The organism is Salmonella sp. SJTUF15570, assembly GCF_043357055.1.
Taxonomy (GTDB): domain Bacteria; phylum Pseudomonadota; class Gammaproteobacteria; order Enterobacterales; family Enterobacteriaceae; genus Salmonella; species Salmonella enterica.
The window spans coordinates 50,165-73,448 of the sequence record NZ_JBEUKJ010000018.1; the positions used below are offsets into that span (position 1 = coordinate 50,165).

At 53.5% G+C, this 23,284-nt stretch carries 22 protein-coding genes and 1 tRNA gene; 6 read left to right on the plus strand and 17 right to left on the minus strand.

The genetic code is table 11. From position 1 onward, the window contains the following. The first annotated feature begins 24 nt into the window (after positions 1-24). Positions 25-543, plus strand: a complete 519-nt coding sequence (gene yhbO, locus ABVN44_RS23130) for a protein/nucleic acid deglycase (RefSeq protein WP_000037599.1) — start codon at positions 25-27, stop codon at positions 541-543. Here the strand turns inward: yhbO and ABVN44_RS23135 are convergent. Beyond that, complete coding sequence (locus ABVN44_RS23135) at positions 523-966, minus strand: YhbP family protein (protein ID WP_000380402.1); 444 nt, start codon at positions 964-966, stop codon at positions 523-525. The two genes, yhbO and ABVN44_RS23135, sit on opposite strands and share 21 nt — an antisense overlap. Positions 967-1,003: 37 nt before the next feature. On the opposite strand from ABVN44_RS23135, the gene ABVN44_RS23140 reads away from it, so the two are divergent. After that, entirely contained in the window at positions 1,004-1,321 is a 318-nt protein-coding gene (locus ABVN44_RS23140; RefSeq protein ID WP_000928379.1) for a GIY-YIG nuclease family protein, read from the plus strand. On the opposite strand, the gene ABVN44_RS23145 is transcribed toward ABVN44_RS23140, so the two are convergent. Next, a complete protein-coding gene (locus ABVN44_RS23145) occupies positions 1,308-1,811 on the minus strand; it encodes a GNAT family N-acetyltransferase (RefSeq protein ID WP_000908562.1) in 504 nt (167 codons plus the stop codon). The genes ABVN44_RS23140 and ABVN44_RS23145 overlap by 14 nt on opposite strands. Continuing rightward, positions 1,805-2,329: an SCP2 domain-containing protein gene (locus ABVN44_RS23150; protein ID WP_000884721.1), complete on the minus strand. Its 525-nt coding sequence runs from the start codon at positions 2,327-2,329 to the stop codon at positions 1,805-1,807. Before ABVN44_RS23150 ends, ABVN44_RS23145 begins: the two co-directional genes overlap by 7 nt. A 216-nt stretch (positions 2,330-2,545) precedes the next feature. Between ABVN44_RS23150 and ABVN44_RS23155 the strand changes: the two genes are divergently transcribed. From ABVN44_RS23155 to ABVN44_RS23165, 3 genes are all read left to right on the plus strand, one after another. After that, complete coding sequence (locus ABVN44_RS23155; RefSeq protein ID WP_000421309.1) at positions 2,546-3,541, plus strand: peptidase U32 family protein; 996 nt, start codon at positions 2,546-2,548, stop codon at positions 3,539-3,541. Continuing rightward, positions 3,532-4,428: a U32 family peptidase gene (locus tag ABVN44_RS23160; protein WP_001540959.1), complete on the plus strand. Its 897-nt coding sequence runs from the start codon at positions 3,532-3,534 to the stop codon at positions 4,426-4,428. Before ABVN44_RS23155 ends, ABVN44_RS23160 begins: the two co-directional genes overlap by 10 nt. 177 nt (positions 4,429-4,605) lie before the next feature. Then, on the plus strand, positions 4,606-5,613 hold the full coding sequence (locus tag ABVN44_RS23165; RefSeq protein ID WP_023232323.1) for an LLM class flavin-dependent oxidoreductase: 1,008 nt from the start codon (positions 4,606-4,608) through the stop codon (positions 5,611-5,613). A gap of 90 nt (positions 5,614-5,703) precedes the next feature. On the opposite strand, the gene mtr is transcribed toward ABVN44_RS23165, so the two are convergent. From mtr to ABVN44_RS23225, 12 genes are all read right to left on the minus strand, one after another. Then, on the minus strand, positions 5,704-6,948 hold the full coding sequence (gene mtr / locus ABVN44_RS23170) for a tryptophan permease (protein WP_000224373.1): 1,245 nt from the start codon (positions 6,946-6,948) through the stop codon (positions 5,704-5,706). Positions 6,949-7,101: 153 nt separating this feature from the next. Next, entirely contained in the window at positions 7,102-8,991 is a 1,890-nt protein-coding gene (gene deaD, locus ABVN44_RS23175) for an ATP-dependent RNA helicase DeaD (protein WP_000807248.1), read from the minus strand. Further along, complete coding sequence (gene yrbN / locus ABVN44_RS23180) at positions 8,984-9,064, minus strand: protein YrbN (protein WP_010723222.1); 81 nt, start codon at positions 9,062-9,064, stop codon at positions 8,984-8,986. Before yrbN ends, deaD begins: the two co-directional genes overlap by 8 nt. Positions 9,065-9,169: 105 nt before the next feature. Further along, positions 9,170-10,054 carry a lipoprotein NlpI gene (gene nlpI, locus ABVN44_RS23185; RefSeq protein WP_023232324.1) on the minus strand — a complete coding sequence of 295 codons (885 nt, stop codon included), beginning with the start codon at positions 10,052-10,054 and terminating at the stop codon, positions 9,170-9,172. 109 nt (positions 10,055-10,163) lie between these two features. Continuing rightward, positions 10,164-12,299: a polyribonucleotide nucleotidyltransferase gene (gene pnp, locus ABVN44_RS23190; protein ID WP_001670767.1), complete on the minus strand. Its 2,136-nt coding sequence runs from the start codon at positions 12,297-12,299 to the stop codon at positions 10,164-10,166. A 241-nt stretch (positions 12,300-12,540) separates the two neighbouring features. Beyond that, positions 12,541-12,810: a 30S ribosomal protein S15 gene (gene rpsO / locus ABVN44_RS23195; RefSeq protein ID WP_000059465.1), complete on the minus strand. Its 270-nt coding sequence runs from the start codon at positions 12,808-12,810 to the stop codon at positions 12,541-12,543. A gap of 150 nt (positions 12,811-12,960) precedes the next feature. After that, the gene (truB, locus tag ABVN44_RS23200; protein WP_023232325.1) at positions 12,961-13,905 is read right to left on the minus strand and encodes a tRNA pseudouridine(55) synthase TruB; all 945 of its coding nucleotides are present in this window, start codon (positions 13,903-13,905) and stop codon (positions 12,961-12,963) included. Beyond that, complete coding sequence (rbfA, locus tag ABVN44_RS23205) at positions 13,905-14,306, minus strand: 30S ribosome-binding factor RbfA (RefSeq protein WP_001040208.1); 402 nt, start codon at positions 14,304-14,306, stop codon at positions 13,905-13,907. The genes truB and rbfA overlap by 1 nt, the downstream gene beginning before the upstream one ends. 220 nt (positions 14,307-14,526) lie before the next feature. Next, on the minus strand, positions 14,527-17,205 hold the full coding sequence (gene infB / locus ABVN44_RS23210; RefSeq protein ID WP_000133064.1) for a translation initiation factor IF-2: 2,679 nt from the start codon (positions 17,203-17,205) through the stop codon (positions 14,527-14,529). 24 nt (positions 17,206-17,229) lie between these two features. Continuing rightward, on the minus strand, positions 17,230-18,732 hold the full coding sequence (gene nusA / locus ABVN44_RS23215) for a transcription termination factor NusA (RefSeq protein WP_001031038.1): 1,503 nt from the start codon (positions 18,730-18,732) through the stop codon (positions 17,230-17,232). Between the two features lie 27 nt (positions 18,733-18,759). Then, positions 18,760-19,212 (minus strand): ribosome maturation factor RimP, encoded by a 453-nt coding sequence (gene rimP / locus ABVN44_RS23220; RefSeq protein ID WP_000105461.1) that lies wholly within the window; start codon positions 19,210-19,212, stop codon positions 18,760-18,762. A gap of 207 nt (positions 19,213-19,419) precedes the next feature. Then, positions 19,420-19,496 (minus strand) — tRNA-Met (locus ABVN44_RS23225). 343 nt (positions 19,497-19,839) lie between these two features. Here ABVN44_RS23225 and argG point away from each other — a divergent pair. Continuing rightward, on the plus strand, positions 19,840-21,183 hold the full coding sequence (gene argG, locus ABVN44_RS23230; RefSeq protein ID WP_000207654.1) for an argininosuccinate synthase: 1,344 nt from the start codon (positions 19,840-19,842) through the stop codon (positions 21,181-21,183). Between the two features lie 85 nt (positions 21,184-21,268). On the opposite strand, the gene ABVN44_RS23235 is transcribed toward argG, so the two are convergent. Beyond that, positions 21,269-22,333, minus strand: a complete 1,065-nt coding sequence (locus tag ABVN44_RS23235) for a DUF1963 domain-containing protein (RefSeq protein WP_000051504.1) — start codon at positions 22,331-22,333, stop codon at positions 21,269-21,271. Between the two features lie 405 nt (positions 22,334-22,738). After that, positions 22,739-23,197, minus strand: a complete 459-nt coding sequence (gene tnpA / locus ABVN44_RS23240) for an IS200/IS605-like element IS200F family transposase (RefSeq protein ID WP_000502119.1) — start codon at positions 23,195-23,197, stop codon at positions 22,739-22,741. Between the last annotated feature and the right edge of the window lie 87 nt (positions 23,198-23,284).

Genomic DNA, 23,284 nt, shown 5'->3' on the forward strand with positions numbered 1-23,284 from the left:
ACGCCACCACTGCGGAGGAAACGCATGAGTAAGAAAATTGCCGTTTTGATTACCGATGAATTTGAAGATTCAGAATTTACCTCGCCGGCAGCAGAATTCCGTCAGGCCGGCCATGAGGTCATCACCATCGAAAAAGAGGCGGGTAAAACGGTGAAAGGAAAAAAAGGCGAGGCCAGCGTCACTATTGATAAGGCTATTGATGACGTTCGTCCCGACGAGTTCGACGCCTTGCTATTGCCGGGAGGTCATTCGCCGGACTACCTGCGCGGCGACAGCCGTTTCGTGGATTTTACCCGCGATTTCGTTAACAGCGGTAAACCGGTTTTTGCCATTTGCCACGGCCCGCAGTTGTTGATCAGCGCCGATGTCATTCGTGGCCGCAAACTCACGGCGGTGAAACCGATTATTATCGATGTGAAGAATGCGGGCGCGGAATTTTACGATCAGGAAGTCGTCGTCGATAAAGATCAGCTGGTGACCAGCCGCACGCCTGACGACCTGCCGGCATTTAACCGCGAGGCGCTACGCCTGCTGGGCGCGTGAGTCGCGTAACCAGTGCAGTTTTTTACCAAACCCCAGCGTGTTGTCGGTGAATTTAATTTCATCCAGCCGGATTTCCCATACCGGCGCTGGCAGCACCCTGGCGACCGGGAAGCGATGAAGGTAAGCTTTACGCGCGGCGTCGCTCTCCTGCCCCTCCAGACGGCGAATTTCCCCTTTAAACTGTACGCCGCGAATGCGCGCCACCGTTTTCGGCTGACCATTGACCGTTCCCGCAACTGGCGCGCACGCGCCAGACATTTGCGCATGGCGGGTTTTATCATCCGTTAACAGATACAGCGCGACGTTTTGCGCATCAAACAAATAAAACGCATTGGCGCACCACAGCTCTCCCTCATGGTGTACGCACCAGGTCACCACGTGTTGTTTCGCCAGCCAACGGCCAATAGCGGTAAGTGTGTCCATCTTTATTCTCGCTTATACTGGGAACCTGAAAATTATCATGCTGATGGCGACAATGACACCCTGGTATCTGTATCTGATTCGTACTGCAGACAATGCGCTTTACACCGGAATAACCACCGATGTGGCGCGTCGTTACAGGCAGCATCAAACGGGAAAAGGCGCAAAAGCATTACGGGGAAAAGGCGAGTTAACGCTGGCGTTTGCGGCGCAGGTCGGCGATCGCTCGCTGGCCCTGCGCATAGAGTATCGCATCAAACAGCTCACAAAGCGCCAGAAGGAGCGCCTTGTGACGGAACGCGAAGCGTTTGAGGCGCTGCTGTCCAGCCTGCAAACGCCGGTGCTTAAAAACGATTGAAGTGGTCGTGATACTCCACCAGCCCCGTCACGCCTTCCAGCGCATCCTCAGCCAAACGGTGTACCTGGAAAGCGCTTTCCGTACCGGGCCAACGGCAGTGAAGATCGTAATGCGCGGCCAGTTCAAAACCGAAGCGGCTATATAACGCCGGATCGCCCAGCGTCACGACCGCCGCGTAGCCGAACTCGTTGAGCGAATCCAGCCCTTCATACACTAACTGGCGCGCCAGCCCTTGCCCGCGATACTTTTCATCGACCGCCAGCGGCGCCATGCCGACCCACTGTAAATCTTCGCCCTGCACATCAACCGGGCTAAAGGCGACATAGCCCACCACCTGGCCTTCATCATCCGTGGCCACCAGTCCGAGCGTCAGAAAACCATCTTCACGCAAATCGTGAACCAGCTTCGCTTCCGCATCGCTTTCGAATGAACGGCGTAACAGCGCATCAATACCAGGCGCATCAATGGGAATTTCTACTCGAATTAGCATGGTTCACCTACCGAGGTCTGTTTGGTTTCCGGCGAGTTTTTCATACCCGCCTCAACAAAATCCGCCAGTTGCAGCAGCATAACGCGTAACGCTTTCGGCATCTGCTCCAGTTCGATGGCGTCCATCAGATTCTTCACATACAACCCTAACTCAGTATCGCCTTCAATGACCAGTCGACGCTGGAAAAAGAGCGTATCCGGATCCTGTTTACGGGCGGCGATCATTAGCAGATCGCTGGCGTCGGCGCTAAAACTGACGTCAGCATCCGCCTGCTGGCTAACGATCAGCTTTTCATTTTCAACCGTGGTATACCATTTTAAGTCGATGTCACGAACATGAATGCTTAACCAACGACCTTCGAGGAATTCCAGCTCTCCATCGGCCAGCGCCTGACGAAACTGCCAGCTCAGAACCTGTTCCAGAACCTGGCGCTTTAGCGCAAAGGGCGTCAGTTTAACCGGTACACTCATCAGAGACGGGCCAGCATGGACTAAGCGTGAACGCAGTTTATCTAACACGAGCTTTACTCCCTGTTTCAATAGTCCTGTTATTTTGCCATATCCAATAAATCACATGGCGGCGTAAATCAACAATTGGGTCTGATTTTCTACCCCATTATTGGTGTTACCAATACGCCTTTAACTGCCTTAAATCAAAAATTGTCGCAGCAAGGTTAACTAAAATCCCTGTTCGTTAACAATTTTGCGTCTCAGACGTAACCCTCAGGATAAATTATGGAGCTGCTCTGCCCTGCCGGAAATCTCCCGGCGCTGAAGGCGGCCATCGAAAACGGCGCTGACGCCGTTTATATCGGGTTAAAAGACGATACCAATGCCCGTCATTTTGCCGGCCTTAACTTTACCGAAAAAAAATTGCAGGAAGCGGTGAGTTTTGTTCACCAGCATCGCCGCAAATTACACATCGCCATTAATACTTTTGCGCATCCGGACGGCTATGCCCGCTGGCAGCGCGCCGTGGATATGGCGGCGCAGCTTGGCGCCGACGCGTTGATTCTCGCCGACCTCGCTATGCTGGAATATGCCGCAGAGCGTTACCCGCATATTGAGCGCCATGTTTCCGTTCAGGCCTCGGCAACCAACGAAGAGGCGATTCGCTTTTATCACCGCAACTTTGATGTCCACCGCGTAGTACTGCCGCGTGTACTGTCGATTCACCAGGTAAAACAACTGGCCCGCGTCACGCCGGTGCCGCTGGAGGTATTCGCGTTTGGCAGCCTGTGCATTATGGCGGAAGGTCGCTGCTATCTTTCTTCCTACCTGACGGGGGAGTCGCCCAATACCGTCGGTGCCTGCTCTCCCGCCCGCTTTGTCCGTTGGCAGCAAACGCCGCAGGGGCTGGAATCGCGCCTGAATGATGTCCTGATTGACCGTTACCAGGATGGCGAAAACGCGGGCTACCCAACGCTGTGTAAAGGCCGCTATTTAGTGGACGGCGAGCGCTACCACGCGCTGGAGGAGCCAACCAGCCTGAACACGCTGGAACTGCTGCCGGAGCTCATGGCGGCGAACATCGCTTCGGTGAAGATCGAAGGCCGCCAGCGCAGCCCGGCCTATGTCAGCCAGGTGGCGAAAGTGTGGCGCCAGGCGATCGATCGCTGCAAAGCCGCCCCGCAAAACTTCGTTCCACAGCGCGACTGGATGGAGACGCTCGGCGCGATGTCCGAAGGCACCCAAACCACGCTTGGCGCATATCACCGTAAATGGCAGTGAGAGGAGCTATGAAATATTCCTTAGGACCGGTGCTTTATTACTGGCCGAAAGAGACGCTGGAAGATTTTTATCAGCAGGCCGCAAAAAGCAGCGCTGACGTCATTTATCTGGGCGAAGCGGTGTGCAGCAAGCGTCGCGCGACTAAAGTCGGCGACTGGCTGGAAATGGCGAAATCCCTCGCTGCCAGCGGTAAGCAGGTGGCGCTCTCCACCCTGGCGCTGGTACAGGCGTCATCTGAATTAAGCGAGCTGAAACGCTATGTGGACAACGGCGATTTTCTGCTGGAAGCCAGCGATCTTGGCGTGGTGAATCTGTGCGCCGAGCGCAAACTGCCGTTTGTCGCTGGCCATGCGCTGAACTGCTACAACGCGGTCACGCTGCGCCGATTGCTGAAAGAAGGCATGGTACGCTGGTGTATGCCAGTGGAGCTGTCTCGCGACTGGCTGGTGAATTTGCTTAATCAGTGCGATGAACTGGGCATCCGCAATCAGTTTGAAGTGGAAGTGTTGAGCTACGGGCATCTGCCGCTGGCCTACTCCGCTCGCTGCTTTACCGCCCGTTCGGAAGACCGCCCGAAAGATGAGTGCGAAACCTGCTGTATCAAGTATCCAAACGGTCGTGACGTGCTCTCGCAAGAGAATCAGCAGGTGTTTGTGCTTAACGGTATTCAGACCATGAGCGGCTATGTCTATAACCTTGGCAACGAACTGACGTCGATGCAGGGATTGGTCGATATCGTGCGGCTGTCGCCGTTGGGTACGGAGACATTTGCCATGCTTGATGCCTTTCGCGCTAACGAAAACGGCGGCGCGCCATTACCGCTTGCCGCCCATAGCGACTGTAACGGCTACTGGAAGCGGCTGGCCGGGCTGGAGCTACAGGCCTAGCCGGATGGCGGCATAAATACCTTGTCCGGCCTACAAATAGCGATCCCGTAGACCCGATAAGCGCAGCGCCATCGGGCATTGTTTTTGTCGTCAGTCTCATAAAGCTCACTTTGTTAACAACATTCGCTAATCTTTAATGCAGTATTAAAAGATTAATCGGTAACAAAGTGAGCCGTTATGACTGACAAAACTATTCCGTTCTCGGTGCTGGATCTGGCGCCGATCCCTGAAGGTTCTTCGGCAAAAGAAGCCTTCACGCACTCGCTTGATCTCGCACGGCTGGCTGAAAAGCGCGGTTATCACCGCTACTGGCTGGCAGAACATCACAACATGACCGGTATCGCCAGCGCGGCGACCTCGGTATTGATTGGCTATCTGGCGGCCAATACCACAACATTACATCTTGGCTCCGGCGGCGTGATGCTGCCTAACCATTCACCGCTGGTGATTGCCGAGCAGTTCGGCACGCTGAATACGCTCTACCCGGGACGTATCGACTTAGGGTTGGGACGCGCGCCGGGTAGCGATCAGCCGACGATGCGCGCGCTGCGTCGCCATATGAGCGGCGATATCGATAACTTTCCACGCGATGTCGCAGAGCTGGTGGACTGGTTCGACGCTCGCGACCCTAATCCCCATGTGCGCCCGGTGCCCGGCTACGGCGAGCAGATCCCGGTCTGGCTGTTGGGCTCCAGCCTGTATAGCGCACAGTTGGCGGCCCAGCTTGGCCTACCGTTCGCCTTTGCTTCGCATTTCGCGCCGGATATGTTGTTCCAGGCGCTGCATCTGTACCGTACCCAGTTCAAACCTTCAGCGCGGCTGGAAAAACCGTACGCGATGGTTTGTATCAATATTATCGCCGCCGACAGCAACCGCGACGCCGAATTCCTGTTTACCTCCATGCAGCAGGCTTTTGTGAAGCTACGCCGTGGGGAAACCGGCCAACTGCCGCCGCCGATTGAGAATATGGAGACCTTCTGGTCGCCATCCGAGCAGTATGGCGTGCAACAGGCGCTGAGTATGTCGCTGGTCGGTGATAAAGCGAAAGTCCGCCACGGGCTGGTGTCCATTCTGCGCGAAACCCAGGCGGATGAAATTATGGTAAACGGGCAGATTTTCGACCACCAGGCACGCCTGCATTCGTTTGATTTAGCGATGGATGTGAAGCAGGAATTGTTGGGGTAGTGCGTTGTTTTGCCCGGTGACGCTTCGCTTACCGGGCCTACAGCATCAAGTAGGCCGGATAAGGTGCAACCGCCATCCGGCACAATAACGTTACTGGTACACCGGCAGCAAATTAAAGCTCGACAGAATATGGATAACCGCGTTGCCGACACCGAAGACCAGAATCAGGGCAATCATCGGTTTACCGCCCCAGACGCGAAATTTTGGGCTGCCGAAACGTTCGCGAGATTTGCGCGCCAACAGCGCAGGCACAATGGCCGCCCAGATAGTTGCAGCTAAACCTGCATAGCCAATGGCGTACAGAAAACCGTTCGGCCACAGCAGGCCACCGACAATCGGCGGCACAAACGTCAGCAGCGCGGTTTTAAAACGCCCCATTGCCGAATCATCAAAACCAAACAGATCCGCCAGATAGTCAAACAGCCCCAGCGTCACGCCAAGGAAGGAACTGGCGACAGCAAAGTTAGAGAACACCACCAGCAGCAGATCCAGGCTGCGGCTGTTCAGCACGCCGCTCAACGCCTGTACCAGCACATCAATATTGCCGCCTTTCTGCGCAATGCCGATAAATTCCGGACGCGGGATGTTGCCCATCGTCCCCAGCAGCCAGACGGAATAGAGCGCCAGCGCCAGTAACGTCCCATAAATCAGGCATTTCACGATGGTGCGCGGATCTTTGCCGTAATATTTCATCAGGCTCGGTACGTTACCGTGATAACCAAAAGAGGCCAGACAAAATGGCAGCGTCATCAGCAGGTACGGCGTATATGACGCGTGGCTTTCAGCCACGTTAAACAACGTGGCAGGCTGAACGTGCCCCAACAGGCTGCCGAAGGTCAGGAAGAAAGTAATCACTTTCGCGCCCAGTACAATCGCCGTCATCCGGCTGACCGCCTTCGTACTCAGCCACACAACAAACGCCACCAGCAGCGCAAAGGCAAAACCTGCCGCTCGCGCCGGAACGTTCAACGACATCTCAGCAAAGGTATGATGCAGAATCGAACCGCTCGCGGAGATATAGGCATAGGTCAGGATGTAAAGCACAAAGGCAATAGAAATGCCGTTGACAATGTTCCAGCCTTTCCCCAACAGATCTTTGGTGATGGTGTCAAAACTGGAGCCAATACGATAGTTCAGGTTGGCTTCGAGGATCATCAGCCCGGAGTGCAGCATACAAAACCAGGTAAAGACCAGCGCTGCCATCGACCAGAAGAACCACGCCCCGGACATAACCACCGGCAGGGAGAACATCCCCGCGCCAATGATGGTGCCGCCGATAATCACCACGCCGCCAAGCAGCGAAGGTGACGTTTGGGTGGTGGTAAGTGTTGCCATTCAGCTCTCTCTCCAGTCATTTATAGTGTGACTATCTCTCAATACGCTGCACTGTACCAGTACACGAGTACAAAAGAAATAAAAAAAGCCCCGATTGTGACGATCGGGGCTGTATATTTTACTTTACGCTGTGAATGCGCAGGTCAGCGTGAGTTACGCATCACCGCCGAAACGACGGCGACCGGTAGAGTCATCACGACGCGGACCACGGCTTTCACGACGCTCGCCGCTGAAGCGACGACCATCACCACGACCACCTTCACGACGTTCGCCGCTGAAATTACGACCGCCTTCACGACGTTCGCCACTGAAGCTACGACCACCGCCGCGACGTTCGCCGCCCGCGTGCGGAACCGCATCACCCAACAGCTGCATATTCATCGGCTTGTTCAGAATGCGGGTACGCGTGAAGTGCTGGAGCACTTCGCCCGGCATACCTTTCGGCAGCTCGATGGTGGAGTGAGACGCGAACAGCTTAATGTTACCAATGTAACGGCTGCTGATGTCGCCTTCGTTAGCGATAGCGCCCACGATATGACGAACTTCAACGCCGTCATCACGGCCCACTTCAATGCGGTATAATTGCATATCGCCAACGTCACGACGTTCACGACGCGGACGTTCTTCACGGTCGCCACGCGGGCCACGGTCATTACGATCGCGCGGACCACGGTCATCACGGTCACGGAATTCACGCTTAGGACGCATCGGCGCATCCGGCGGCAGAATCAGCGGACGCTCGCCCTGCGCCATTTTCAGCAGTGCGGCGGCCAGCGTTTCGAGATCCAGCTCTTCACCTTCAGCAGACGGCTGGATTTTCGCCAGCAGCGCACGGTACTGATCCAGATCGCTGCTTTCCAGTTGCTGCTGAACTTTCGCGGCGAATTTTTCCAGACGGCGTTTACCCAGCAGTTCTGCGTTCGGCAGTTCCACTTCCGGAATGGTCAGCTTCATGGTGCGTTCGATGTTGCGCAGCAGACGACGCTCGCGGTTCTCAACGAACAGCAGCGCGCGACCGGCGCGACCCGCACGGCCGGTACGACCGATACGGTGAACGTAGGACTCGGAGTCCATCGGAATATCGTAGTTCACCACCAGGCTGATACGTTCAACGTCCAGACCACGTGCCGCAACGTCGGTGGCGATCAGGATGTCCAGACGACCATCTTTCAGGCGTTCCAGAGTCTGCTCACGCAGCGCCTGGTTCATATCGCCATTCAACGCGGCGCTGTTGTAGCCGCTACGTTCCAGCGCTTCTGCTACTTCCAGGGTCGCGTTTTTGGTACGTACGAAGATAATCGCCGCATCAAAGTCTTCCGCTTCCAGGAAACGCACCAGCGCTTCGTTTTTACGCATACCCCAGACAGTCCAGTAGCTCTGGCTGATGTCAGGACGGGTAGTCACGCTGGACTGAATGCGCACTTCCTGCGGCTCTTTCATAAAGCGGCGGGTAATGCGACGAATCGCTTCCGGCATGGTGGCGGAGAACAGAGCGGTCTGATGACCTTCCGGGATCTGCGCCATAATAGTTTCAACGTCTTCGATGAAGCCCATACGCAGCATTTCGTCGGCTTCATCCAGCACCAGACCACTCAGTTTAGAGAGGTCGAGGGTGCCGCGTTTTAAGTGATCAAGCAGACGTCCCGGCGTACCGACAACGATCTGCGGCCCCTGACGCAGGGCGCGTAACTGCACGTCATAACGCTGACCGCCGTACAGGGCAACCACGTTTACGCCGCGCATGTGTTTAGAGAAATCCGTCATGGCTTCGGCAACCTGTACCGCCAGTTCGCGGGTTGGCGCCAGCACCAGAATCTGAGGTGCCTTCAGCTCAGGATCAAGATTGTTGAGCAGCGGTAAAGAGAACGCTGCGGTTTTGCCGCTACCGGTCTGGGCCATGCCCAGCACGTCGCGACCGCCCAGCAGATGCGGAATGCACTCTGCCTGGATTGGAGATGGTTTTTCGTAACCCAGATCGGTAAGGGCTTCAAGGATAGGAGCCTTCAGCCCCAGATCTGCAAAAGTGGTTTCGAATTCAGCCATGTAGTACGTGTGCCTCAAAATTAATGGCGGCCAGTCTACATAACTCATCATGAAATTGATCTGCAATTTTCATTGAAAAGTGTGAACCGGCTCAAAGTAGGTGTATTAACGAACAACAACGCCCTCACCCGCGAAGGTGATGGCAATCAAAAAGATTACGGGCTGATATGTTCGTCAGCTATTGCTGGTCCGATTCTGCCAGGTCATCTTGGTCCTGGCCCAGGAGCGATAATTCCAACAATGCGTATCGGTGCTCAACAAAGTTATGAACGTTGTTGGCCACCGCCAGTTTGAACAGAGCCGTGGCGCTGTCCAAATCCCCCAGACTTAGGTAATACTTACCTAAATAGAAGTTGGTTTCACTGAGATGCTCAGCGAGCGAGGTGTTATCCGTTGCGTCCGCCTTGAGCCTTTCCATCAGCGTTGCTTCGCTAATGTCGCCTAGGTAGAACTCGACAATGTTCCATCCCCATTGCTCTTTATCCGATTTTTCGAAGCGTGCTCTTAACGCTTCTTTCGCCTGCTTCTCGTTAAGCTTCTGCTCAACAAGATACAGCCACAGGCTGCGGTAAGGATCATTGGGATCGTCTTGATAAAACGCCAGCAGATCATCTTGCGCTAACTTATCACGGCCGCCGTAATACAATGCGATACCGCGGTTTAAGTGCGCGTAGTTGTAAGTTGGATCAAGCTCTAGTACAGAATCAAACGCTTCATAGGCAGCATCAAAATTGCCTGCCTGCGTTAAATAAATGCCTAAGTAATTGAATACTTCAGGCATATCCGGTCTGATTGCCAGCGCTTGTGAAAAATCATTTCGCGCTAATGCTCTCAAACCAAGACTATCATACAACACTCCGCGCTCATATAAAAGCTGTGCGCGTTCGTCATCGGTTAAAGCCCGACTGGCAAGAATCTGTTCCATACGCGCCAGAATCACTTCCTGCTGTAAAGTCGGTTGCAATGGTACTGCGAGGACTTCACTTTTACGCCAGGCGGAATTACTGCATCCTGCAAGCGTAAGTGCTGTCGCAACGAAACACCAGCGCAAAAAAGGCTTCATTTCCCACTCCCGAAGACAACGATTGAATGAACGTCCTGTTCCCCGGTGGCTCAACAAGGCGTCCAGCCAGGTCTAAAGCCCTCCGCACTGCGGAGGGCAAAAGGCTACCTTACTCGGCCTGTTCGCTCGCCGGAGCTTCCGGCGCAGCCGCAGGTTGAGACTGCTCGGTTGCTTCTTTAATGCTCAGACGTACACGGCCCTGGCGGTCAACTTCCAGAACCTTAACCGGGACTTCCTGACCCATCTGCAGATAGTCGGTCACTTTCTCTACACGCTTATCCGCGATTTGAGAGATGTGAACCAGACCTTCTTTACCGCCGCCGATGGCAACAAACGCGCCAAAGTCAACGATACGGGTCACTTTACCATTGTAGATACGGCCGACTTCGATCTCCGCGGTAATCTCTTCGATACGACGGATAGCGTATTTCGCTTTTTCACCGTCGGTCGCCGCGATCTTCACAGTACCGTCATCTTCGATTTCGATGGTGGTGCCGGTCTCTTCAGTCAGCGCGCGGATCACAGAACCGCCTTTACCGATCACGTCTTTGATCTTGTCCGTGCTGATCTTGATGGTATGGATACGCGGCGCGAATTCAGAGATATCGCCGCGCGGCGCGTTGATCGCCTGTTCCATCACGCCCAGGATGTGCAGACGCGCACCTTTAGCCTGGTTCAACGCAACCTGCATGATCTCTTTGGTGATACCTTCAATTTTGATATCCATCTGCAGCGCAGAGATACCGTCGCGGGAACCCGCCACTTTGAAGTCCATATCGCCCAGGTGATCTTCGTCGCCCAGAATGTCAGACAGTACAACGTAGTTGTCGCCTTCTTTCACCAGACCCATAGCGATACCTGCTACGGCGGCTTTAATTGGCACGCCAGCGTCCATCAGCGCCAGAGAAGCGCCGCACACGGAAGCCATAGAGGAAGAACCGTTGGATTCGGTGATTTCAGACACCACGCGAACGGTGTACGGGAATTTATCCATGTCCGGCATCACTGCCAGCACGCCGCGCTTCGCCAGACGACCGTGACCAATTTCACGACGCTTCGGAGAACCGACCATGCCGGTTTCGCCTACGGAGTACGGAGGGAAGTTGTAGTGGAACAGGAAGCTGTCAGTACGCTCGCCCATCAGTTCATCAAGCACTTGCGCGTCACGGGCAGTACCCAGAGTTGCGGTAACCAGCGCCTGCGTTTCACCACGGGTAAACAGAGCGGAACCGTGAGTACGCGGCAGTACGCCAGTGCGCACGTCCAGACCACGGATCATGTCTTTTTCACGGCCATCAATACGCGGCTCGCCTGCCAGTACGCGGCTACGCACCACGTTTTTCTCGATAGCGTGCAGGATTTCGCCCAGCTCGTTAGCATCCAGAGTTTCATCTTCTGCAATAAGCTGCTCGATGGTTTCGGATTTGATTACGTCAACCTGAGCATAGCGCTCTTGTTTATCGGTGATGCGGTACGCGTCGCTCAGACGAGATTCAGCCAGCGCAGCAACACGCGCGTTCAACGCGTCGTTGACGGCTTCCGGCTGCCAGTCCCAACGCGGTTTACCGGCTTCTTTCACCAGATCGTTGATCGCCTGGATAACAACCTGCTGCTGCTCGTGACCGAATACCACCGCGCCCAGCATAGTGTCTTCGCTCAGCAGTTCAGCTTCGGATTCCACCATCAGCACAGCCGCTTCGGTACCGGCAACCACCAGGTCCAGCTTGCTTTCTTTCAGCTCGTCCTGGGTCGGGTTCAGCACGTACTGGTCATTGATGTAACCTACGCGCGCCGCGCCGATTGGGCCGTTGAACGGAATGCCGGACAGCGACAGCGCAGCAGATGCGCCGATCATGGCAACGATGTCTGGGTTAACCTGCGGGTTAACGGAAACGACGGTCGCAATAACCTGCACTTCGTTAACGAAGCCTTCCGGGAACAGCGGACGAACCGGGCGGTCAATCAGACGCGCGATCAGGGTTTCGCCTTCGCTTGGACGGCCTTCACGACGGAAGAAGCTGCCCGGGATACGACCAGCAGCGTAGGTACGCTCCTGATAGTTAACGGTCAGTGGGAAGAAGTCCTGGCCTGGCTTGGCTTTTTTCTGGCCGACAACGGTAACGAATACGGCGGTGTCATCCATGCTTACCATAACAGCGGCAGTGGCCTGACGCGCCATCATGCCAGTTTCCAGCGTAACGGTATGCTGACCGTACTGGAATTTACGAACGATCGGATTAAGCAAAATAATATCCTTTCCAATTTTTGACGGCATAATACGCGCCGTCGTTAATACCCGATCTTCTGCGCATCCTCGCGACTAATGACAACCCTAACCCTGATATGGGTAAAGCCTCTCATTAGCCGCGCGAACCTCTGCAACGGAAGATCATTCATAGCAACAATACATTAGTTTCCAGCGAATTGCTGCCATCTGCTGGAAAAAAGGGGCCATGAAGGCCCCCTCTTTCTGAAACTCGAAAGAATTAGCGACGCAGACCCAGACGCTCAATCAGCGCGGTGTAGCGTGCAACATCTTTACGTTTCAGGTAGTCGAGCAGTTTACGACGCTGAGAAACCATACGCAGCAGACCACGACGGCTGTGGTGATCTTTTTTATGCTCTGCAAAGTGACCCTGCAGGTGGTTAATCTGTGCAGTCAACAGAGCAACCTGAACATCGGTAGAACCGGTGTCGTTTGCGTCACGACCGAACTCAGAAACGATTTTAGCTGTAGCTTCAGTACTTAGAGACATTTTAAAACTCCAAAGTATTTAAGAATGAGAGGACGCCGATCTCTAATTCAGCGATCCCAGTGTACGCCGCGTAAACTGTTAAATAATTTACGCGACGTTAAGCGGCGGTATTCTACTCGCAGCGCTCTCTTATCGCAAGACGAAGCGACATTACGCTGGGTACTCTACTACCAGCCGACGTGGCGCGACACGGCCTTCGTCGTCAATTTCGCCCATACCGATAAATTTATCGTCTTCACCTTCCGTCACACGAACCAGTCCCTTCAACGGCGCGCCCGTGGTACGAACCGGGTTGCCATTTTTGAAGTATACCGAAGATGTTAACGGCAGATTAACAACAGGATAGTCCGAAGCTGGACTGTCCATTGGCATCAATAAAGGATCGAGCAACTGCGCCGCCGGAACGCCCTGCTGTTCCGCCTGTGCTACCAGCGTCTGCAAATGCTCCAGCGTCACCATACGATCCACCGGATACTTGCTGACCGTCAGACGACGCAGGTACGTTACGTGCCCGCCACAGCCCAGTTTCTCACCTAAATCATCAATAATGGTACGAATATAGGTGCCTTTGGAGCAATGAACTTCCAGCTCCAGCTCGTTACCTTCATGGCGAATAAACAGCAGCTCATAGACGGTAATCGGGCGGGCTTCGCGCGGCACTTCGATACCCTGGCGGGCATATTCGTACAGCTTCTTGCCCTGATACTTCAGCGCCGAATACATCGAGGGAATCTGTTCGATATCCCCACGAAAGGTCTCCAGCGCGCTCGCAAGCTGCTCAGCGCTGAAAGTCACCGGACGCTCCTGCACGATTTGACCATCGGCGTCAGAGGTATCCGTGCGCTGCCCCAGACGGGCAATAACACGATAGCGTTTGTCAGAATCCAGCAGGTACTGCGAAAATTTTGTCGCTTCGCCGAGGCAAATCGGCAACATGCCGGTCGCCAGCGGGTCCAGCGCGCCGGTATGCCCGGCGCGGTTGGCATTGTAGATGCGCTTAACTTTCTGCAGCACGTCATTGCTGGACATACCCTGCGGCTTATCCAGCAGCAGAACGCCGTGAATGTCGCGGCCACGACGACGAGGACGACTCATCAGTCCTCCTTGCTGTCGTCCGGGTTCACACGACGTTCTTCGTCATGTTTCACCACGTTAGTCACCAGGTTGGACATACGCATCCCTTCCACCAGCGAGTTGTCGTAGAAGAAGGTCAGTTCCGGTACGATGCGCAGACGCATCGCTTTACCCAGCAAGCTGCGGATGAAACCAGACGCTTCCTGCAGGGCCTTAATGCCGTTTTTCACAGCCGCTTCGTCCTGATCGTTGAGGAACGTCACGAATACTTTGGCGTATGCCAGATCGCGGGACATTTCAACACCCGATACGGTGGTCATCATACCTACACGTGGATCTTTGATTTCGCGTTGCAGGATGAGCGCGATCTCTTTCTGCATCTCTTGCGCTACGCGCTGAGGGCGACCAAATTCTTTCGCCATAATAAATTCTCCAGAATAAAGACAAAAAAGGGGCCATAAGCCCCTTTTTAAATTTCTTGCCGGGTGGCGCTTCGCTTACCCGGCCTACGCCTAATCATCTTCTAAGGATTTTGGATTGCAACAAGGCGGCAAGCTCGTAAATCCCCGGGAGCATAGATAACTATGTGACCGGGGTGAGCGAGCGCAGCCAACGCCGTTGCGGCCCAAAAGACGACGAAGATTAAGCGATGGTACGTTGGATCTCGATAATCTCGAATACTTCGATCATATCGCCAACGCGAACGTCGTTGTAGTTCTTCACGCCGATACCACATTCCATGCCGTTACGGACTTCGTTAACGTCATCTTTGAAGCGGCGCAGGGATTCCAGCTCGCCTTCATAGATAACCACGTTGTCGCGCAGAACGCGGATTGGGTTATGGCGTTTAATCGTACCTTCGGTAACCATACAGCCCGCGATCGCGCCGAATTTCGGCGATTTGAACACATCGCGCACTTCAGCCAGACCGATGATCTGCTGTTTCAGTTCCGGAGACAGCATACCGCTCATCGCCGCTTTCACTTCGTCGATCAGGTTATAGATGACGGAGTAGTAACGCAGATCCAGGCTTTCAGATTCGATCACTTTACGCGCAGAGGCATCGGCACGAACGTTGAAGCCCACCAGAATGGCGTTGGACGCCGCAGCCAGGGTCGCGTCGGTTTCGGTGATACCACCTACGCCAGAACCGATGATCTTCACTTTCACTTCGTCGGTAGACAGTTTCAGCAAGGAGTCGGAGATCGCTTCCACAGAACCCTGTACGTCGGCCTTCAGCACGATGTTCACTTCGTGAACTTCGCCTTCGGTCATGTTGGCGAACATGTTCTCGAGTTTAGATTTCTGCTGACGCGCCAGTTTAACTTCACGGAATTTACCCTGACGATACAGAGCAACTTCACGCGCTTTCTTCTCGTCGCGAACGACGGTCACTTCGTCACCCGCAGCCGGAACGCCGGACAGGCCGAGGATTTCCACCGGAATGGACGGACCCGCTTCCAGCACTTCCTGACCCAGTTCGTTACGCATCGCACGCACGCGGCCGTATTCGAAGCCACACAGCACGATATCGCCCTTATGCAGCGTACCTTCGCGTACCAGAACGGTAGCCACCGGACCACGACCTTTATCCAGGAAGGATTCGATAACCGCACCGCTCGCCATACCTTTGCGTACCGCTTTCAGTTCCAGAACTTCGGCCTGCAGCAGGATAGCGTCAAGCAGTTCGTCGATACCGGTACCTGCTTTCGCAGACACGTGAACGAACTGGCTCTCGCCGCCCCACTCTTCCGGCAGAATGCCGTACTGGGACAGTTCGTTCTTAACGCGATCCGGATCGGCTTCCGGCTTATCGATTTTGTTCACCGCAACCACGACCGGCACACCTGCCGCTTTCGCGTGCTGGATAGCTTCGATAGTCTGCGGCATCACGCCGTCGTCTGCCGCTACCACCAGAACCACGATATCCGTTGCCTGGGCGCCGCGAGCACGCATAGAAGTAAACGCGGCGTGACCCGGGGTATCCAGGAAGGTGATCATCCCGTTGTCAGTTTCAACGTGGTAAGCACCGATGTGCTGGGTAATGCCGCCCGCTTCGCCAGAGGCTACTTTCGTGGAACGAATGTAGTCCAGCAGAGAGGTTTTACCGTGGTCAACGTGGCCCATGATGGTCACAACCGGTGCGCGCGGTTCAGCCGCGGCGCCGGTATCACGGTCGCTCATTACCGCTTCTTCCAGTTCGTTTTCACGACGCAGGATAACTTTGTGGCCCATCTCTTCGGCAACCAGTTGTGCGGTTTCCTGGTCGATAACCTGGTTGATGGTGGCCATAGCACCCAGCTTCATCATCGCTTTGATGACCTGAGAGCCTTTAACCGCCATCTTGTTCGCCAGTTCGCCAACGGTGATGGTTTCACCGATCACCACGTCACGGTTAACGGCCTGAGCGGGCTTCTGGAAGCCTTGCTGTAAAGAAGACCCTTTACGCTTGCCGCCTTTACCACCGCGAACCGCAGCACGCGCTTCTTCGCGATCGGCTTTGGATTCGGCATGTTTGCCTTTTTTCGCCGGACGCGCCGCTTTTGCATTACGGCCACGACCACGACCGCCTTCAACTTCACGATCGTTTTCGTCTTCGGCCTGGCGCGCGTGCTGAGAAGTGGTGACATGATAGTCACTGGTGTCTTCTACTGGCTCAGGCGTTGCGGTCCATTTGTTTTCTTCCGCCATGCGGCGAGCTTCTTCTGCTACACGACGCGCTTCTTCTTCGAGTTTGCGACGTGCTTCTTCTTCCGCTTTACGCTTCAGCTCTGCAGCTTCATTCTCACGGCGGGCTTTTTCGGCCTGGGCGGTTTTGGTCATATCGTCAGTCTGTTGATTGCTCACTTTGTCTTTTTCCGCAGCTTCACGTTTCGCTTTTTCAGCGGCTTCACGCTTAGCTTGTTCTGCGGCCTCGCGTTCAGCTTTTTGTTGCGCCTCGCGTTTGGCCTGTTCTTCTGCCTCACGACGGGCTTGCTCTTCCGCTTCACGCTGCGCCTGCTCTTCCGCGGCCAGGCGTTCAGCCTCTTGCGGATCGCGTTTCACAAAGGTGCGCTTCTTGCGGACTTCGATTTGTACCGATTTACTTTTTCCACCGGTACCAGGAATATTCAGGGTGCTGCGCGTTTTACGCTGCAGCGTCAGTTTATCGGGACCAGAAACCGCTTCGCGGTTCAGGTGCGCCAGTAAAGTCTGTTTTTCTTGTGCGGACACAGAGTCGTCAGCAGATTTCCGGATACCTGCATCAGCAAACTGCTGTACCAGGCGATCCACGGAAACCTGTCTCTCTGCGGCCAGCGCTTTTAGGGTTACATCTGTCATGCTGTTCCTTCCTGCTACAGTTTATTACGCTTCGTCGCCGAACCAGCAAATATTACGGGCAGCCATAATCAGCTCACCGGCTTTTTCGTCGGTCAACCCTTCGATATCAGCCAGATCATCAATGCCCTGGTCGGCGAGATCTTCCAGCGTACAAACACCACGAGCCGCCAGTTTGAAAGCCATATCGCGATCTAATCCTTCCAGATTCAGCAGATCGTCAGCCGGTTTGTTATCACCGAGGCTTGCTTCCTGGTCCTGCGCCAGAGTGGCCAGTGCGTTTTTAGCACGCTCGCGCAGTGCTTCAACGGTCGGCTCATCAAGGCCGTCAATTTCCAGCAGTTCTTTCATTGGCACATAGGCCAGTTCTTCGAGCGTGGAGAAACCTTCTTCTACCAGAACGGTCGCGAACTCTTCATCAATATCAAGATATTTAGTAAAGATCTCGATAGCGGCATGTGCTTCAGCCTGATGTTTAGCCTGCAAGTCATCAACGGTCATTACGTTGAGTTCCCAGCCGCTCAATTGCGAAGCCAGGCGGACGTTCTGACCATTACGTCCGATCGCCTGCGCCAGATTACCGGCTTCAACGGCGATATCCATGGTATGTTTATCTTCGTCCACCACGATAGACGCGACGTCTGCCGGCGCCATCGCATTAATGACGAACTGCGCCGGGTTATCATCCCACAGCACGATATCGATACGCTCACCGCCCAGTTCGGTAGAGACCGCCTGAACGCGCGCGCCGCGCATCCCCACGCAAGCGCCGACCGGATCGATACGCTTGTCGTTGGTTTTCACTGCGATTTTCGCACGAGAACCCGGATCGCGAGCCGCCGCTTTAATTTCAATCACTTCTTCGCCGATTTCCGGCACTTCGATGCGGAACAGTTCGATCAGCATTTCCGGCTTGGAACGGGTGACGAACAGCTGCGCGCCACGCGCTTCCGGGCGAACAGCGTACAGCACGCCGCGAATACGGTCGCCAGGACGGAAGTTTTCGCGCGGCAGCATATCTTCACGCAGAATCACCGCTTCAGCGTTACCGGCCATCCCTTCGGATTTAATTTCCAGAGAGATATTGTCGCGGTTCACTTTCTTCACCACGCCAGTGACGATTTCGCCTTCCTGGTCGCGGAACTGATCGACAACCATCGCGCGTTCAGCTTCACGGACCTTCTGTACGATAACCTGTTTCGCAGTCTGCGTGGTGATACGGTCAAAGGTGACAGATTCAATCTGATCTTCAACATAGTCGCCGACATTCAGGCTTTCGTCTTCAAAACGCGCCGCTTCCAGCGTAATTTCCTTCGTCGGCATGGTCACTTCTTCAACGATCAACCAACGGCGGAAAGTATCAAAATCACCGCTTTTACGATCGATTTCTACACGAACATCGATCTCCTGCTCATATTTTTTCTTTGTTGCTGTCGCCAGCGCACTTTCCAGCGCTTCAAAAATTTTTTCGCGTGGCAGCGCTTTTTCGTTGGAGACGGCTTCAACAACAGCCAAAATTTCTTTGTTCATCGCGGGCTTTTCACCTCATCCAGACTGTTAAAAGTGGGGAACCAGGTTCGCCTTCTGGATATTACTCAGCGCGAACACTTCATCTTTGCCTTCGACTGTGACGGTAATCATTTCACCGTCCACCGCTTTGATAATGCCCTGCCACTTGCGACGGTTCTGTACCGCCATGCGAAGAACCAGCGCGACTTCTTCACCCTGGAAACGCGCATAATGATCGGCAGTGAACATAGGACGGTCGAGACCCGGTGACGAGACTTCAAGGTTGTAAGCCACGGAGATAGGATCTTCAACGTCCAGCACCGCGCTTACCTGGTGGCTCACATCAGCACAATCATCAACATTGATGCCATCTTCACTATCAATATAGATGCGCAGTGTGGATGTGCGACCGCGAATAAATTCGATGCCGACCAGCTCGTAGCCTAAGGCTTCAACTGGCGCTGTAATCATCTCTGTTAATTTTTGCTCTAATGTGGACAAGCCCACCCCCAAGACATAAAAAAAGGGCCTAAAGCCCAGTTATTCTGTAGTCAGATAACAAAAAACCCCGATAAATCGGGGCTTTAGATAACTGAACCCTATAACCGCAACGGCGGTCTGGTGTACCTTCCGAAAGAATTTTTTTCAAATCCAGCTACGAAGGACATAATCTTCACAGTATATTTGAAAAAGAACTCTAAGGGAAAGTGGTTGCGGGGGCCGGATTTGAACCGACGACCTTCGGGTTATGAGCCCGACGAGCTACCAGGCTGCTCCACCCCGCGCCTGAAACGTGGCAAATTCTACTCGTTTTGGGCAAAATTTGCAAATACTGCTGGGATTTGGTACCGAGGACGGGACGTAAAATCTGCGCACAGTATAGTGACCTGGCATGAGTTATGTCAACCCTATTCCCAATATGCAGATGAATGAATATCACTCTTCGTTATACTCATCCCACCTCTCCGGCTTATACACGCATGTCACAACGTTATTTCAGTAAACCTTCACTAAACGCTTCCTGTCTCTGCTAAAAGATGATTAAATGAAAACTCATTTATTTTGCATAAAAATGCACTAAAGCAGAAACCGATCTCATTATCAGTCAATCAAGCAGGGTTCTATTCTATGACGACGATTCTTAAGCATCTTCCAGCAGGTCAACGTATTGGTATCGCTTTTTCCGGCGGTCTGGACACCAGCGCCGCGCTGCTGTGGATGCGACAAAAAGGAGCTGTCCCATATGCCTATACTGCGAATCTGGGACAACCGGATGAGGATGACTATGACGCCATTCCTCGTCGCGCAATGGAGTATGGCGCAGAGAATGCTCGCCTGATTGATTGCCGCAAGCAGTTGGTTGCAGAAGGGATCGCAGCGATTCAGTGCGGCGCTTTCCATAATACGACTGGCGGACTGACCTATTTCAATACCACGCCGCTGGGCCGTGCCGTAACCGGCACGATGCTGGTCGCCGCGATGAAAGAAGACGGCGTGAATATCTGGGGCGACGGCAGTACCTATAAAGGCAACGATATTGAACGTTTCTATCGTTACGGCCTGCTGACGAATGCTGAATTACAGATTTACAAACCGTGGCTGGATACCGACTTTATCGATGAGCTGGGTGGTCGCCATGAGATGTCTGAATTTATGATTGCCTGCGGTTTCGACTATAAGATGTCAGTCGAAAAAGCCTACTCCACCGACTCCAACATGCTCGGCGCCACGCATGAAGCGAAAGATCTGGAGTTTCTTAACTCCAGCGTCAAGATCGTCAACCCGATTATGGGCGTGAAGTTCTGGGACGAGAGCGTGAAGATCCCGGCAGAAGTTGTGACCGTCCGCTTCGAGCAGGGTCACCCTGTTGCCCTGAACGGTAAAACCTTCAGCGATGATGTTGAGATGATGCTGGAAGCGAACCGCATCGGCGGCCGTCACGGCCTGGGTATGAGCGACCAAATTGAAAACCGCATCATTGAAGCAAAAAGCCGCGGTATTTATGAAGCCCCCGGAATGGCACTGCTGCACATCGCTTACGAGCGTCTGTTGACCGGTATTCACAACGAAGACACCATTGAACAGTATCATTCACATGGTCGTCAACTGGGTAAACTGCTGTATCAGGGCCGCTGGTTCGACTCTCAGGCGCTGATGCTGCGTGACGGCCTGCAACGTTGGGTCGCCAGCCAGATTACCGGTGAAGTGACGCTGGAACTGCGTCGCGGCAACGACTACTCCATCCTGAACACCGTGTCAGACAACCTGACCTATAAAGCTGAGCGTCTGACCATGGAGAAAGGCGAGTCCGTGTTCTCACCAGACGATCGTATCGGTCAGTTGACCATGCGTAATCTGGACATTACCGATACCCGCGAGAAGCTGTTCGGCTACGCGAAAGCCGGTCTGTTAACCGCCTCTTCCGCGACCGGTCTGCCGCAGGTTGAGAATCTGGAAAACAAAGGCAAATAAGCCCGCGTCGTTGATGCAACAGGCCGCGAAAGCGGCCTTTTTTGTGAATATCACCCCAGGTTGATGCAAATGGCTGATTTGCCGGTTAATCTAACTGGACAACATTTCGCACCCTGTCAAAGCATTGTGCAGCCATGTCTTTTTCAGTCATCATTATATAGTCAATGCCCCCGCCAAAATCCGGCCCAGCGACAGCCAGTAATGCTGTTGTAGAATGAATTTCTTCATCCCAGCTAAAAAGCTGTCGCCACCTTGTATCATTTTGATTCAGTTCATCTTCCACACTACGTTGGAGAGGAATTGTCCACCCTCCCAGAAGATCGCCGGAATAGCAGGCATCAACTCGATACGGGTTGTCCTGTTCGTAATCACTTAACGCGTCATACCATGATTCATACGCTTTCTGCTGCGTAACGCTTAACCCCTCGCAGACTGACGAAACACTGATAACGGAAAGAGGTTCCAGGCACTCAACCTGTGTACACAATTGCCATGGTTCACGAAATTCAATCTTATTGTAAAAAGCCAGCAAGTCATCTGGCACAGCTAGCGTGCTTAATGTATCTACCTCAACATCGTGCCAGAAAACAAAGGGCTGCCGATCTTCCCAGGTAACATCGACAAAGAAGCTCAATAACCCCCGCCTGGGAAGCAGTGGATCAAACCCCGGGAGTAACGCCAGGTCACTCAAGTTTAGTTGGGCAACGAAAGCAAGCGGAAAATCAACCAACTGATTCTCTATGCGGATGTCAATTTCGGTTAATAACCGCTGCTGCACTAACCGATACTTTTCCTCGTCAAAATCTTCCGCTGGCTGCCCAAGCAGCTTACGCCCTTCATTGAGCAGCTCATAACTCATTTTCATTTCATGAACAAACCTGGCATTTCGCGTTTTTTCAGCTTTCAGCTTTAGTACGCGAGATGTGGCATTAACCGATTTTTTTCGTATAGGCCAGCTTTGTCCTAATGGCCAGTCGGGTAGACCGCCCAACCGCGATGCCCCCACCTTTACTGTTTCCATATCCCGCAGACAACGTTTAAATGCAATAGCAGCACGTGCCTGTTGCACGACTTTCTCCTGAATAGCAGAGCTCAAATTGGATGTGCGCAATTCAGCAATCAATCCAGCACGATCGAAAAATAAACTCATTAATCTCTTCCTTAGATATTCGGCTCAGTGCAAAGGAAGATTAGATAAAACTACTTGAGCAAAAGATATGGAGGGGGATAACAGATACAAGCATTTCAGATTATAGCTGAGCAACTACTGGCTTCAATGAACGAAGATGATCTCGTAATCGGTGGAGTGAACCTGACGCAGGGAGATCACCAGAGAGGACATACATGAGTATGTATGTAGGGCTATCTCAACGTATTGACGGGGCCATGCCAGGGACGCGTGTAAGCGTGCTTCAACCTCCTCTCTGAGAGCAGTTTCAACAGACGAATAAATATCCTCCGGCATAGCCGGAGGTTTTTCAGATGCGCCTGTAAGGCTCTCTTACCAGCCGCGCCCTAACAGGCGCATACGATCTGACATTTGCATCAAACTTCGTTACTTACGGCCCGTAAACGGGCTGCCCGGATAAGGGATCGATAATTGCTCACCCATTTTATCCTCTTCAAGCTGGTGCTTTATGTAGTCCTGTATCTTCGCCGTGTTCTTACCCACCGTATCGACATAGTACCCTCTGCACCAGAACTCCCTGTTCCTGTATTTGAATTTTAGATCCCCAAACTGCTCGTAAAGCATCAGACTACTTTTACCCTTCAGATATCCCATGAAGCTCGACACACTCATCTTCGGCGGGATCTCCAGAAGCATGTGAATATGATCTGCACAACATTCCGCTTCCAGAATTCGTACGTTTTTCCATTCACACAATTTTCTTAATATGCTGCCTACTGCCCTACGCTTCTCTCCATAGAACGCTTGTCTTCGGTATTTGGGCGCGAAAACTATGTGATATTTACAGTTCCATCGGGTGTGCGCTAAGCTCTTTTCGTCCCCCATTGGGACCCCCTTTTGATTTCTTGTTGAACTTTTGCAGTTGCCAGACCGCAAGATGTTTTAACAAATCAAAAGGGGTTTTAATAACTG

Bases quoted from the DNA above. Each gene is read 5' to 3' on its own strand.
- mtr (WP_000224373.1), bottom strand. From the start codon at position 6,948: ATGGCAACACTTACCACCACCCAAACGTCACCTTCGCTGCTTGGCGGC.
- ABVN44_RS23160 (WP_001540959.1), top strand. From the start codon at position 3,532: ATGGCAGTGAGAGGAGCTATGAAATATTCCTTAGGACCGGTGCTTTAT.
- nusA (WP_001031038.1), bottom strand. From the start codon at position 18,732: ATGAACAAAGAAATTTTGGCTGTTGTTGAAGCCGTCTCCAACGAAAAA.
- nlpI (WP_023232324.1), bottom strand. From the start codon at position 10,054: ATGAAGCCTTTTTTGCGCTGGTGTTTCGTTGCGACAGCACTTACGCTT.
- tnpA (WP_000502119.1), bottom strand. From the start codon at position 23,197: ATGGGGGACGAAAAGAGCTTAGCGCACACCCGATGGAACTGTAAATAT.
- deaD (WP_000807248.1), bottom strand. From the start codon at position 8,991: ATGGCTGAATTCGAAACCACTTTTGCAGATCTGGGGCTGAAGGCTCCT.
- argG (WP_000207654.1), top strand. From the start codon at position 19,840: ATGACGACGATTCTTAAGCATCTTCCAGCAGGTCAACGTATTGGTATC.
- rpsO (WP_000059465.1), bottom strand. From the start codon at position 12,810: ATGTCTCTAAGTACTGAAGCTACAGCTAAAATCGTTTCTGAGTTCGGT.
- infB (WP_000133064.1), bottom strand. From the start codon at position 17,205: ATGACAGATGTAACCCTAAAAGCGCTGGCCGCAGAGAGACAGGTTTCC.
- ABVN44_RS23165 (WP_023232323.1), top strand. From the start codon at position 4,606: ATGACTGACAAAACTATTCCGTTCTCGGTGCTGGATCTGGCGCCGATC.
- rbfA (WP_001040208.1), bottom strand. From the start codon at position 14,306: ATGGCGAAAGAATTTGGTCGCCCTCAGCGCGTAGCGCAAGAGATGCAG.
- yhbO (WP_000037599.1), top strand. From the start codon at position 25: ATGAGTAAGAAAATTGCCGTTTTGATTACCGATGAATTTGAAGATTCA.
- ABVN44_RS23155 (WP_000421309.1), top strand. From the start codon at position 2,546: ATGGAGCTGCTCTGCCCTGCCGGAAATCTCCCGGCGCTGAAGGCGGCC.
- yrbN (WP_010723222.1), bottom strand. From the start codon at position 9,064: ATGAAAATTGCAGATCAATTTCATGATGAGTTATGTAGACTGGCCGCC.
- ABVN44_RS23135 (WP_000380402.1), bottom strand. From the start codon at position 966: ATGGACACACTTACCGCTATTGGCCGTTGGCTGGCGAAACAACACGTG.
- ABVN44_RS23140 (WP_000928379.1), top strand. From the start codon at position 1,004: ATGCTGATGGCGACAATGACACCCTGGTATCTGTATCTGATTCGTACT.
- ABVN44_RS23145 (WP_000908562.1), bottom strand. From the start codon at position 1,811: ATGCTAATTCGAGTAGAAATTCCCATTGATGCGCCTGGTATTGATGCG.
- ABVN44_RS23235 (WP_000051504.1), bottom strand. From the start codon at position 22,333: ATGAGTTTATTTTTCGATCGTGCTGGATTGATTGCTGAATTGCGCACA.
- truB (WP_023232325.1), bottom strand. From the start codon at position 13,905: ATGAGTCGTCCTCGTCGTCGTGGCCGCGACATTCACGGCGTTCTGCTG.